Origin of the sequence: Methylophilus sp. Leaf416 (assembly GCF_001424665.1) — a bacterium.
Taxonomy (GTDB): Bacteria; Pseudomonadota; Gammaproteobacteria; order Burkholderiales; family Methylophilaceae; genus Methylophilus.
In genome coordinates this window covers 111,738-124,102 of the sequence record NZ_LMQS01000002.1, presented here as the reverse complement: position 1 = coordinate 124,102, position 12,365 = coordinate 111,738, and the positions used below count along the sequence as shown (strand labels likewise).

Annotated in this window: 12 protein-coding genes and 1 pseudogene; 8 read left to right on the top strand and 5 right to left on the bottom strand. The window is 48.0% G+C overall.

Annotation, left to right across the window (positions count from 1 at the left end):
• The first annotated feature begins 26 nt into the window (after nt 1-26).
• The 3 genes from ctaD (at nt 27) to ASG34_RS05410 (ending at nt 3,377) form a co-directional block, all read left to right on the top strand.
• Nucleotides 27-1,619, top strand: a complete 1,593-nt coding sequence (gene ctaD, locus ASG34_RS05420; RefSeq protein ID WP_055827726.1) for a cytochrome c oxidase subunit I — start codon at nt 27-29, stop codon at nt 1,617-1,619.
• A gap of 232 nt (nt 1,620-1,851) precedes the next feature.
• On the top strand, nt 1,852-2,385 hold the full coding sequence (locus ASG34_RS05415) for a cytochrome c oxidase assembly protein (RefSeq protein WP_055827722.1): 534 nt from the start codon (nt 1,852-1,854) through the stop codon (nt 2,383-2,385).
• Nucleotides 2,386-2,444: 59 nt separating this feature from the next.
• A complete protein-coding gene (locus tag ASG34_RS05410; RefSeq protein ID WP_055827720.1) occupies nt 2,445-3,377 on the top strand; it encodes a cytochrome c oxidase subunit 3 in 933 nt (310 codons plus the stop codon).
• Between the two features lie 46 nt (nt 3,378-3,423).
• On the opposite strand, the gene ASG34_RS05405 is transcribed toward ASG34_RS05410, so the two are convergent.
• Nucleotides 3,424-3,624 (bottom strand): twin transmembrane helix small protein, encoded by a 201-nt coding sequence (locus ASG34_RS05405; RefSeq protein WP_055827717.1) that lies wholly within the window; start codon nt 3,622-3,624, stop codon nt 3,424-3,426.
• A gap of 63 nt (nt 3,625-3,687) precedes the next feature.
• On the opposite strand from ASG34_RS05405, the gene ASG34_RS05400 reads away from it, so the two are divergent.
• Genes ASG34_RS05400 through cyoE form a run of 4 tightly spaced genes read left to right on the top strand, consistent with a single transcriptional unit; the run spans nt 3,688 to nt 6,959 of the window.
• Complete coding sequence (locus ASG34_RS05400) at nt 3,688-4,422, top strand: SURF1 family protein (RefSeq protein WP_055827714.1); 735 nt, start codon at nt 3,688-3,690, stop codon at nt 4,420-4,422.
• A 26-nt stretch (nt 4,423-4,448) separates the two neighbouring features.
• On the top strand, nt 4,449-5,066 hold the full coding sequence (locus tag ASG34_RS05395) for an SCO family protein (protein ID WP_055827712.1): 618 nt from the start codon (nt 4,449-4,451) through the stop codon (nt 5,064-5,066).
• 2 nt (nt 5,067-5,068) lie between these two features.
• The gene (locus ASG34_RS05390) at nt 5,069-6,043 is read left to right on the top strand and encodes a COX15/CtaA family protein (protein ID WP_055829061.1); all 975 of its coding nucleotides are present in this window, start codon (nt 5,069-5,071) and stop codon (nt 6,041-6,043) included.
• Nucleotides 6,044-6,062: 19 nt separating this feature from the next.
• A complete protein-coding gene (gene cyoE / locus ASG34_RS05385; protein ID WP_055827710.1) occupies nt 6,063-6,959 on the top strand; it encodes a heme o synthase in 897 nt (298 codons plus the stop codon).
• A gap of 12 nt (nt 6,960-6,971) precedes the next feature.
• On the opposite strand, the pseudogene ASG34_RS14285 reads toward cyoE, so the two are convergent.
• The 4 genes and pseudogenes from ASG34_RS14285 to ASG34_RS05370 form a co-directional block, all read right to left on the bottom strand.
• Nucleotides 6,972-8,324, bottom strand: a pseudogene (locus ASG34_RS14285) (putative bifunctional diguanylate cyclase/phosphodiesterase); the annotation flags it as partial.
• A gap of 15 nt (nt 8,325-8,339) precedes the next feature.
• On the bottom strand, nt 8,340-8,585 hold the full coding sequence (locus tag ASG34_RS14150) for a hypothetical protein (RefSeq protein ID WP_235559671.1): 246 nt from the start codon (nt 8,583-8,585) through the stop codon (nt 8,340-8,342).
• 201 nt (nt 8,586-8,786) lie between these two features.
• Entirely contained in the window at nt 8,787-9,074 is a 288-nt protein-coding gene (locus ASG34_RS05375; RefSeq protein WP_055827708.1) for a PsiF family protein, read from the bottom strand.
• Between the two features lie 153 nt (nt 9,075-9,227).
• Complete coding sequence (locus ASG34_RS05370) at nt 9,228-11,183, bottom strand: PQQ-dependent sugar dehydrogenase (protein WP_200934458.1); 1,956 nt, start codon at nt 11,181-11,183, stop codon at nt 9,228-9,230.
• 184 nt (nt 11,184-11,367) lie between these two features.
• On the opposite strand from ASG34_RS05370, the gene ASG34_RS05365 reads away from it, so the two are divergent.
• Nucleotides 11,368-12,321: an AraC family transcriptional regulator gene (locus tag ASG34_RS05365; RefSeq protein WP_055827703.1), complete on the top strand. Its 954-nt coding sequence runs from the start codon at nt 11,368-11,370 to the stop codon at nt 12,319-12,321.
• Nucleotides 12,322-12,365: the final 44 nt, after the last annotated feature.

Below are 12,365 nucleotides of genomic sequence, written 5' to 3'. Positions count from 1 at the left end.
TTTGTAAGATTTTTAGGAGAGCAACGATGAGTACCACCTCCGTAGCACATCACGACGAGCATGAGGAACATCCAACCGGCATTATGCGTTGGTTGACGACCACCAACCATAAAGATATCGGTACCATGTACCTGACATTTTCACTGGTCATGTTTCTGGTCGGTGGCTGTATGATTCTTGGCATCCGTGCCGAGCTGTTCAAGCCGGGTTTGCAATTGATGAATCCGGAATTCTTTAACCAGCTGATTGGCGTGCATGCGCTGATCATGATTTTCGCGGCGCTGATGCCTGCTGCTACCGGCTTCGCCAACTGGATGTTGCCGTTACAACTGGGCGCGCCGGATATGGCATTACCGCGGTTAAATAACTGGGGTTTCTGGATTCTGCCACCTTCTGCCATCCTGCTGACACTGCCATTTACCTTGGCATTATTCGGTATTGGTGATGGCGCGTTGGCAACCGGCTGGACCTTCTACCCACCACTCTCGGTGCAAGGTGGTATCGGCGTAGACTTCGCCATTTTCGCGGTTCACTTACTGGGTATTTCTTCAGTATTGGGTTCTATCAACATCATCGTCACCATTTTCAATATGCGTGCGCCAGGTATGACCCTGATGAAAATGCCATTGTTTGCATGGGGCTGGCTGATCACTGCTTTCCTGCTGATTGCGACGATTCCTGTATTGGCTGGAGCAGTCACCATGTTGCTGACAGACCGCCATTTCGGTACCCATTTCTTTGATGCTGCCGGTGGTGGTGACCCGATCATGTTCCAGCATTTATTCTGGTTCTTTGGTCACCCTGAAGTGTATATTTTGCTGTTGCCTGTTTGGGGTTTCATCCCACAAATTTTGCAGACATTCAGCCGTAAACCTATGTATGGCTATAAAGCACAAGTTTATTCATTATGGTCTATCGGTGCTCTGTCTGTCGTTGTGTGGGCGCACCATTTCTTTACAGCTGGTATGCCAGTGCCTGCCTTGCTGTACTTTATGTATAGCACCATGGCGATTTCTCTGCCGCTTGCCGTTTTATTCTATTGCTGGATCCGCACCATGTGGAAAGGCGCAATGACGTTTGAAACGCCTATGCTGTTTAGCGTAGGCTGGATTATCCTGTTTGGTGTAGGTGGTTTGACTGGTCTGGTACTGGCCGATGTGGCAGCCGATGCGCAATACCACAATAGCTATTTTGTGGTTGCACACTTCCACTACACACTGTTTGCAGGTGGCATTATGGGCATCATGGCGGGCGTCTATTACTGGCTGCCAAAAATGACTGGCCATATGTATAACGAGAAATTGGGTAAATTGCACTTCTGGTTAACGGCCATTTCATTCAATGTCACCTTTATTCCACAGTTCTTTGTCGGTCTGGCAGGTATGCCACGTCGTATCCCTGACTATGCACTGCAATTTGCGGAATTCAACATGATTTCTACCATTGGTGCGTTCGTCCTTGGTTTGTCACAATTGCTGCTGGTTTACAACATCATTAGTTGTGCCAGAGGCGGCCAAAAAGCGACAGACAAGGTATGGGAAGGCGCGATTGGTCTTGAGTGGACATTACCTTCTCCACCGCCATATCACAGTTTCACTGAGCAACCTGTAGTGAAATAAACATGTCGTGAAGTAATCGTTATCACCGGCCATCCATTTTAACTATGGATGGTCAGTGATAAACCTCATGCAGGCATGAAAGTGACAGGAAAAAGATTTTGAGTAAACCGAAGCAGAGTAACAATAAAAAGATTGCCTGGATTTTGGCTGGACTGGCAATCGCATGGTACGTAATCTCAATGTTCACCATGTGGAAATAGTTTTTGAAGGTATCTAGTGTTGAACCCAGGTCATGTTGAACCAGGATAAATCAGAAGCCAACAAAAAGTTGGCATTCAAGTTGGCGTGGATTCTTGCAGGTGCGCTGGTATTTGCATTTGCACTGGTGCCTCTGTATGACGTGATTTGTTCTGTGACTGGCCTGAATGGCAAAACAAGCAATGTTGCGCAAACCGCGGCAAAGCAGAAAGTAGATTTATCGCGTGAAGTGACTGTGCAGTTCGTTTCTTCCGTGATGCCTGGTCTAGGTTGGAATTTTTATGCCAAACAAAATAGCATCAAGGTCCATCCAGGCCAGGTTACCGTAGTGATGTTTGAAGCAAAGAATACAACGAGTGAAGTAGTTGCCGGGCAGGCTATTCCAAGTGTGACACCAGGTAAGGCGTCTGCTCACTTGAAAAAGATTGAGTGTTTTTGCTTTGTTAAGCAATCGCTTAATCCCGGCCAGGTAAAACAGCTGCCGCTCAGGTTTTTTATTAGTACTGATCTACCGCCAGAAGTGAATGAGCTCACCTTATCCTACTCATTCTTTCCGGCAAGCAAATGATTCAAATTAATGATTGATTGTGATTTAAATTATAAAAATCAAATGATTGGGAGTTAGGCATGGCAAGTCATTCAGATAACCATTATTTCGTACCACACGGCAGTATTTATCCTGCACTGATTTCTGTTGGTCTGCTATCTATGGCCAGCGGGTTTGTGTTTAATGTCACCGGCTCTGATCTCCGTGGTGATGGCTCACTTAAGAATCCTTCCCTGGACTTTCTGGCGACACCCGGCAAATACATGATGTATCTAGGCCTGGCCATCATTCTGTTCATGATGTTCAAATGGTTGAGCGACGTAGTCACTGAAAGCCTGACAGGCCAGTACAAAAAGTGGGAGGACAAATCTTTCCGTATTGGCATGATTGTGTTTATCTGCTCAGAGGTCGCTTTTTTTGCAGCTTTCTTTGGCGCCTTGTTCTATATGCGGGTACTGTCAGTGCCTGACCTTGCTTCTTATGCGCCGGATATCACGCCCTACAAAGACTTCCTGAGTACCTGGCCGACACAAGGCCCGGGTGGGGTAGTGCTCGGTGAGACTTTCAAACCTAATCCAGACTTCCACCCGATGACCTGGAGTGGCTTGCCGTTAATCAACACGCTGCTATTACTGAGCTCAGGCGCAACCATTACCTGGGCGCACTGGGGATTGATTAAAAACAATCGCAAGCAACTGATTGTGGGGTTGGCATTAACAGTGGCTTTAGGTATTACTTTCCTGATCTGTCAGGCAGCTGAGTATCATCATGCCTACACTGAAATGGGTTTGACGCTGAAGTCAGGTGCTTATGGCGCAACCTTCTTTATGTTGACCGGCTTTCACGGTTTCCATGTGACGATTGGTACATTGATGCTGATTGTGATTTTACTGCGCAGTATGAAAGGTCACTTCACACCGGAACATCATTTTGGTTTTGAAGGCGTTGCCTGGTACTGGCACTTTGTGGATGTGGTGTGGTTGGGTTTGTATATTTTCGTCTACATGCTCTAGCATCAAAAAAGGGCGCCAGGAGCGCCCTTTTTAACAATCGGATTTATTACAGCGTATGGCCGATATAGCCGAAGTGTGCAGCAAGAATCAACAGCAGAAACAGGACGATAGACAGGCCAATACGCATGGTTAATGCCTTTACCGTACGATCTGAGCCACGCTTGTCTTTCAATAAAAAAACCAGGGCAGAAAACAAACTGCCGATGATGACTAGCAGTACAAGAACAGTAGCAATTTTTATAAGCATGGTGTGATCCTGCGCTAAGTGTAAGTAAATAGTGAAGGCACATTATGGGCTGTAAGTAAGAAAATGCAAATACCTTTGGGATCTTATGTTTTGAGGCTGCGGCCAGTGGTAATGATGGTGGTGGCGCTCATGGTTTTTGGCTGTTTGAAATTAGGCATGTGGCAGTGGCACAAAGCCGAACAAAAGCAGGCGATTACCCTTGCCCTGGCTGAGGGCAAACTCAATGTGGTTGAGCTAGTAACTGATGCCAAGCTGGATGAGAACGGCATAGAAGCTTTACATACCCGAGCTGTAAAACTCACCGGACATTACCTGCCAGCATACGCTTTCTTTCTGGATAATCAGGTGGAGCAGGGGCAGGCTGGATTTCACGTGTTAACGCCATTTTTACTCAGTGATCAGCGGACAGTAATTTTGGTGAATCGAGGGTGGGTAGCCGGATTTTCTGATCACCAGCAATTGCCAGTGATAAAGACGACTGTAGGGCAGCAAACTGTGGCAGGGATGCTATGGCATCAAAAGAAAACCGGCTTTCAACTGGGCCAGACAGATGAGCAATGGAATAAAGTACAGCAAGTGATAGATTTTGAATATTTACAAAAACATTTGCCTTACCCAATGGTGCCGCATGCTATCCTCAAACTGGACCATGACGTAGCGCAAGATGGATTTATCCGCCATTGGGATGTCCCGGCCGGGCAGGTCGAAAAACACTTAAGTTATGCCTATCAATGGTTTGGATTTGCTTTGGCAAGCATACTGATTGGTGTGTATCAAATGCTGGAAAAACGGCAGTAAACGGTCAGGAAAAAGGTAACCCGGTAGTGCAAGAAAATTCACAGTCAAAAGTTTCAGTAAATGCCGCCCAACAGCGCAAAGGGCGCATGATTTTTCTACTGTTGGCAGTATTTTTTACCGTGCCATTGGTGGTAGTCGTGGCGATGATCAAATTTGACTGGCGACCTAGCGGTAAAAGTTATGGCCAGTTGATTCAACCGCCAGTGTCGCTGGCTTCCAGCACGCATTGGGTAAATGATCAACAGCAGGCCATGCCAACATTCTGGCAAGATAAATGGAATATTGTCCTCATTGCAGGCGAATGCGATACACGTTGTATGCAGCGGTTGCATGACTTAAGACAAGTGTATGTATCGCTGTATAAAGACATGATCCGTGTGCAGCGCGTGCTTATCACACAACAGGCTGATACCAGCAAGATTCGTGAACGGTACCCTGATCTGTTGATTATCAATGGCGAGTCTGCACAGGTAACCGCCTTGGGTCGCATGCTGAGTGGTGGCGGGCAGAACACACTGGATGCGCAGCGGGTATATTTCATTGATCCGCTAGGCAATATCATGATGCAGTATCCGCTTGAGCAGGAAGCCAAATGGATACGCAAAGATTTGACGAAGCTGCTGAAGGCTTCGTGGGCGGGTTGAGTATGTTCAGGTCTTTAAGTGTTGTGGCTGTGCTGCTGGCGTTTTGTGTCGTGGTATTAGGGTCATATGTACGATTATCTGATGCAGGATTGGGTTGCCCAGACTGGCCTGGCTGTTATGGCGCCTTATCCGTGCCGCAAAGTGAGTCAGCTATCCATTCTGCGCAGCAGGCATTTCCGGATAAGCCGCTAGAACACGCTAAAGCCTGGAAAGAAATGGCCCATCGTTATCTGGCCGGAAGTCTGGGCCTGGTTATTTTAGGCCTTGCCTGGCTAGCGTATGTGAACAGGCTAAAAATAAAAACCTCATGGCAGTTATCGGTTGCCCTGGTCGTGCTGGTTTTTTTACAGGCACTGCTGGGTATGTGGACTGTGACACTGTTACTTAAGCCGGTAATTGTGACCTTACATTTACTGGGCGGGATGACCACCCTGGCACTATTATGCTGGATCGCCGTACGCAATAATGCGCAACCATCCATCGCTTTGCCATCAGCACAGCAATGGTGGTTACGCCTTGCGCTGGTGGTATGGTTTTTGCAGGTGATGCTGGGTGGCTGGACCAGCAGTAATTATGCGGCGCTCGCTTGTACCGACTTTCCCACCTGTCATGGGTTGTGGTGGCCCGATATGGATTTGCACGATGCATTCCACCTGACGCGGGCACTGGGAGAAAGCCGGGATGGCGGGCAATTGCACCTGGATGCTTTGACCGCTATTCAATGGATACACAGACTGGGCGCGCTGGTCGTGCTGGGTTGGGGCATCGTCAGCGTCAAGATTTTGTTACAGCGTCAAAACGCCAGAACCTTGGCGTGGACACTACTGCTGGTTTTGCTGTTACAAATCGGTGTCGGTATCGGCAATCTGTTACTGCAACTGCCATTAGTGCTGGCTGTATTGCATAACGCCGGCGCAGCGTTGCTGGGCATCTGCCTGGTGACAGTCAATGCGAGATTAATGAATACGTCTTATTAGAAAAGTTGGGGGATTAGTCATGCAAAGTATTTGGGTTACACAACTGACATCGGCAAAAATGAGCTTGCGCAATTTTTATGCGCTGTGCAAACCGCGCGTCACGGCATTAATTGTTTTTACCGCAATCATCGGCATGTTTATGGCCACGCCTGGCATGGTGCCCTTACAGATATTATTAGCGGCAACTGTGGGTATTGCGTTTGCCTCAGGTGCTGCAGCGGCGTTTAACTGTTTAATCGAACACAAGATCGATGCCATGATGGCCCGCACGCGTGCGCGTCCTATTCCTACCGGCCAGTTATCGCAGATGGAAACCCTGTTATTCGCCAGTGTGCTCGGTGGCATAGGCCTGAGTATTTTGTATTACTGGGTGAACCCGCTGACCATGTGGCTGACACTGGGGACGTTTGTCGGTTATGCCGTTATTTACACGGTGTTTCTGAAACCGGCAACGCCTATGAATATTGTCATTGGTGGCGCATCTGGTGCAATGCCTCCAATACTTGGCTGGGCAGCAGTGAATAACACCGTGTCGCCAGAAGCTTTGGTCATGTTCCTGATTATTTTTGCCTGGACGCCACCACACTTCTGGGCACTGGCTTTATATCGCCGAGAAGAATATGCCAAAGTGGGCATGCCTATGTTACCGGTAACCCATGGTGAGAAATTTACGCTGCTGCATATTTTGCTATATACCGTGATCCTGATTGTCGTGTCTTTAATGCCTTATGGCTTAGGCATGAGTGGCTGGCTGTATCTGGCGTCGGCAGCATGCCTGAATGCGGTATTTCTTTACTATGTAGTCAGCCTCTATCGTCGCTATTCTGACGATCTGGCCAAAACCACTTTCAAATATTCTATTCTTTACCTGAGCCTGATATTTGCGGCGCTATTGCTGGATCACTATTTGGTTTAAATCCTGAAGTGGTTAGTTAGCTTTGGTGGCAGCATGTTGCAATGCTGCCATTTTTGTTTCAGCGCCCAGCATAGGATATGCCTTTTCTTGCAGCATCTGCAAATCCAGCTGCTCGAGTAATGAGCTGAACATGGCCGGTTTTCCATGTAAAAAACCCTGTATAAAATCGCAATTGATAACTTTGAGTATGCTCTCCTGCTGCGCATTTTCCACGCCTTCGGCAATCAGTTGCATATTCAGTTCATGTGCCATCTGGATGATGGAGCGGCACAGGATAAAGTCATAGTTATCCACGCCCAGATTATTGATAAAGGACTTATCAATCTTAACGTAATCAATATGGTATTTTTTAAGGTAACCCAGTGCAGAATAACCGGTGCCGAAGTCATCAATCGATAATTTAATGCCCGCCTGTTTAAGCGTTTTTAAAGTGTCCTGAATCACTTTTGAAGGCTCGAGCAACAACCCTTCTGTAATTTCAAAACAGAACAGTTCGCAAGGAATACTCGAACGTTCAAGGCGTTTGATAAACGGCATTAAATGCTGCGGATGCGCAAACTGTATCGGTGAAATGTTGAGGCTGATCTGGATACCCTGCAAACGCATTGGGTCTATGGTCGACAAGTCATGCAGCACTTCATTAAATATCCATTTGCCGATCTCGATAATAATGCCCGATTCTTCCGCAATTGGAATAAACACACTTGGCGGAATGTTGCCACGCGTTGGATGTTGCCAGCGGATTAGCGCCTCGGCTTTAATCAGCGAAATATCCTGCAGGCGATAAATAGGCTGGTACACCAGATGCAACTCGTTATTTTCAATGGCTGAACGCAGGTCATGCGTCAGGGAAATGCGTTCCCTGATTTCCTGCTGCATGGTTTGGGTAAAGAACTGGTATTGGTTTTTACCGGCACGCTTGGCCGCGTACAAAGCCTGGTCGGCGTACATCATCAGGGTTTCGGCAGAGTCGCTATGGTCAGGGAACACCGCAATACCAATACTGGCGGTGACAAAATACTGGTTATCATCGATATGAAAAGGCGAGCGCACAGTCTCTACAATTTTGGCGCCGATGTCGTGCAGCACCTTGATATCTTTGAGTTTGGGAATCACCACCACAAACTCATCGCCACCCAATTTGGCGGTGGTGTCGCCATCTCGTACGCAGGATTGAATGCGTAATGCTGCATTCTGCAACAGGCGGTCACCCACTGCATGTCCGGCAATATCATTCACATCCTTGAATCCATCCAGGTCAATCAGCAGTAAGCCCAATTGTTGTTGTGATTGCTGACATTCCTGAATCGATTTCTCCAGGCAATCCTGTAGTAAATAACGATTAGGTAATTGTGTCAGGTAATCATAATTGGCTTGCCGTCAGATCTGTTGACGTACCTCGGCTTCACGCCGTTGCGCGCGCTGGTAGAAACGCCAGAGCTGATGCACCAGCAGCATGCATGCCAGGGCAAGTATTGTTATGCCAGCTTCAACTGCCAACTGACTAAACAACCCCGGGTTGGTGGCTGACGTTTCTGGTGCAAGGGTAGCTGCTGTCGCCTGACCGGTGAATGGCATAGCGCTGAGCAACATTGTTTGAATGATTTTCTTGAGTGGGTTATCCATACCAATCAATCTGTATTTGCAAATGATGGCCTGGTAAACCCTTATCGGCACTGAATCTCAGGCCATGCTAAAAAAAGACACACCAGGAGTTAACTTGATTAACGGCAGGTTGGCTTAAAACTTTAGGTGGAGGTAAAAGTTTTTTTACCAGACGCCTGCAGCGTGACTGCAGGCGTGATTGAGACGGGATACTTGCTGGAATTATTTACCGGATAAGCAGGTTTTCATAAACGCTTTACGTTCGTCACCTTTTAAAGCCTTGGTTTTTGCATCTGCGTTACACGTCTTCATTTTATTCTGCTGTGCAGTCAGGCCGGAGTCCGTACTATCAGCAGATAAACAGGTTTTCATAAACGCTTTGCGGTCATCCCCTTTTAACGCTTTGGTGCTGGCATCTGCATTGCAGGTTTTCATTTTTTCCTGTTGCGGGCCTGCTGAAACTGAAAGACAGAATGAGGAAAGCAGTAGCGCAAGAACCAGTTTTTTCATGAAATTCTCCTAACAAATTATGAATTATGATGATAAATGATTCAGGCTGCCAGAATGCGAGCCTGACCACGCCATTCTGACACAGAGCAGGATCATCGGGGTGGAATAAAAAAGCCCGGTCATTAACCGGGCTTAAACGTACGCAATGAATACTTATTGAACAGGCACGCTATGCAATGTGCCAGCTTTCATATCAGGGATCAATACGGATTGGCCATCTGCTGACAAGCTGATATCTGCCGCCGACTGGTAGCCCTGGATGATGCGTTGCGGCGTCGCTTTAGGCTCAGTGAGTTGCCAGACATTGCCGCCCGCCCAGTCGCTCACATACAGGTGACCATGCGTATCACGAACCAAACCATCAGCACCACCAAAGCCCTGGTTAAGCAAAGTCACGGAAGCTTTTTTGCCGCCTAACTGTACCCTGAACAATTTGCCTGTGCCAAAGTCAGCCACCAGTAAACTGTCGGCACCATCCATCAGCAAGCCATTTGGACGTTTGATACCGGCATTCGCTTTAAGTACTTCAGTCACTTTACCAGCGGGTGTGATTTTGAAGATGCCAGCACTTTTGCCATTGTCATCGCCACTGTCCGAGACATATACATTGCCCAGGCCATCGATTTCAATGTCATTTAAGAACACTGGTTTGCGCGGAAAAGCTGAAGTAGCAGCCGTCACCGTTTGCTTGCCAGTTTGCGCGTCAACACTCACCACTCTATCCACATCTGCAACATACAGCTGGCCGTTGAACATATCCAGGCCTTTAGGATCATTCAGGCCTTCTGCCAATGTTTTGCGGGTGCCATCAGCTTCGATCTGGGTGATTTTCCCATCACCAGCTTTACCGAATTCACCAATCTCCGAGATATAGACGACGCCATTCGGTGCGGAAAATACAGATTCCGGCATGGCGAATCCGGTCAAAGTCGTCTCGCCTTTATGAGTGCTGGGCGCGGCGGCCGCGGCAGATTTACCCAGTGTTTTACCATCATAGCTCACACGGTAAATCACGCCATTGTAGTCATCCGAAACCAGCAATGAGCCATCCGGCAATTGCAGCACGTCATTCGGGCGGCCCCATACTTCACCTTCGGCACTTAGCCAGCCATCAATAAATACTTTGGTTTCCTTAACCTGCTTCTGCTCGTCGAAAGTCACGCGGACCAGCTGATAACCGACAGGCTCTTTACGGTTCCATGAACCGTGCTGTGCGATGACGGCATTGCCCTGGTATTCGCTTGGAAATTGCTTGCCAGTATAAAACTTGAAGCCGAGGTTGGCACTGTGTGCCTGGAATTCAGCCACTGGTTTCGTCACTGCTGCAGGTGGCGTTTTGCTTTTCCAGTTAGGGTCACGCGCATCGCCGCCGGCAAAGTAAGGAAAACCAAAATGCAGGCCGGCTTTAGGTGCCGCATTTAGCTCATCATGCGGGATATCTGCGCCAAGCAAGTCGACACCGTTATCGGTAAAGAACAAGGTATTCGTACCAGGCTGAAAATCCAAACCGACGGAGTTTCTTACTCCTTTGGCAAATGTTTCCACCTGGCTGCCATCCGGATTCATGCGAATAATGGAAGCTTCAATGCCGGTCGGATCGCAAATATTGCAAGGCGCACCGATAGTGACGTACAACTTGTTATCCGGCCCGGTCGCGATATAACGCCAGCCGTGATGCGCTTTATTCGGTAATTTGTCATAGACCACTTCGCGCATGGCCTTAAACGGTAAGGTGAGATCAAAATCCGGGGCAGCATAACGTGTGATGCGGTGCTGTTCGGCCACATACAAATGTCCATCTACCATGGCGACGCCATTGCCAACATTCAGGTCATCCAGAATCGCTACTACCTGGTCGGCTTTGTGATCTTTGTTCTTATCCACCACTGCATACACTTTATTACCACGGGTGCCGACATAGACGTTGCCGTTGGTACCCAGTGTCATCTGGCGCGCACCGGGCACTTCAGCGTAGACATCTACCTTGAAACCGTCAGGCACGCGCAATTTGCTCAGGTTGTCCCGCACATCCTGAATATCCGCCCAGGCTGACATTGACAGGGTTGCGAATATGGAACCGATCAGGCCTTTTATCAGCTGATTTTTCATCACGTTTTTCCTCTTTTCCAAAAATATTGCATTCAATACAAGTGTGGTATGAGTAGTCTACGCAGGCTGTGGTTCGCGGGTAAGTTTAAAAATATGAAATCGTTGCCTATTTCTATGTCTTATTAGGTGAATAAAGTAATTTAGGGGTATTATTTATGCCTAATCAATCACATAGTATAAGTATATGAGCAATGCTGACTGTTGGTATGCCCACGACCGCGATAAAACAATCGCGCTGTTATCCAGCCAGACGCGCAGTGAAGGGTTTACGCTGACTGCGCTGGATGGCGTCAAACTCATGCGCTGGAATCGGTCGATTCCGCGTAGCCCGGTTTTTTACGAGCCGAGTATTGTATTCGTTTGTCAGGGCCGCAAAATCGGCTACCTTGGCGGCGAGGTTTATCAATACAATCCGCAACAATTCCTGATTTTATCGGTGCCGCTGCCATTCGAGAGTGAAACCATCGCTTCATTGGAAGAGCCCTTGCTGGCGATTTCCATCCGCATCAATCTGGCCATGATCTCTGAGCTGTTATTGAGTGTTGAGCATGACACGCCGATGAAAATTAATGGCAAGAGTGGCATCACATCTACACCACTGGACGCACGTTTATCAAATGCGGTGGTCAGACTGCTGGAATGTCTGCAATCGAAAACCGAAGCAACGGTATTGGGCCAGGCGATTATTCGCGAGATTCATTACCGAATCTTGCAGACATCGCAGGCCTCGGCCATTTTGGCGGCGCATAGCACGCACAATAATATAGGTAAGATCAGCAAGGCGTTGCGGCTGATCCATTCTGAGTATGACAAAGAGCTGAATGTGGACAAGCTGGCCTCGGAGTCCACTATGAGCGTACCTTCGTTTCATGCGGCGTTCAGGGATGTGACGGCTACTTCACCTATCCAGTACCTGAAAATGACCCGCTTGCATAAAGCACGGTTGCTAATGGTACAAGACGGTTTAAGTGCCACCCTGGCGGCCAGCAAGGTGGGTTACGAAAGTGCCTCGCAGTTTAGCCGCGAGTTCAAGCGTATGTTTGGCAAAAGCCCGATGGAAGAGGTCAGTGCAGTACGTAGTGCCCTGATTACTACCCCGAGTGATGTGGATGCCAGATATGTCACGGTGCAACAGTAGACCTTGAGTTAGTGACAGGAAAACTCATAGCTTTAGGCAATCAT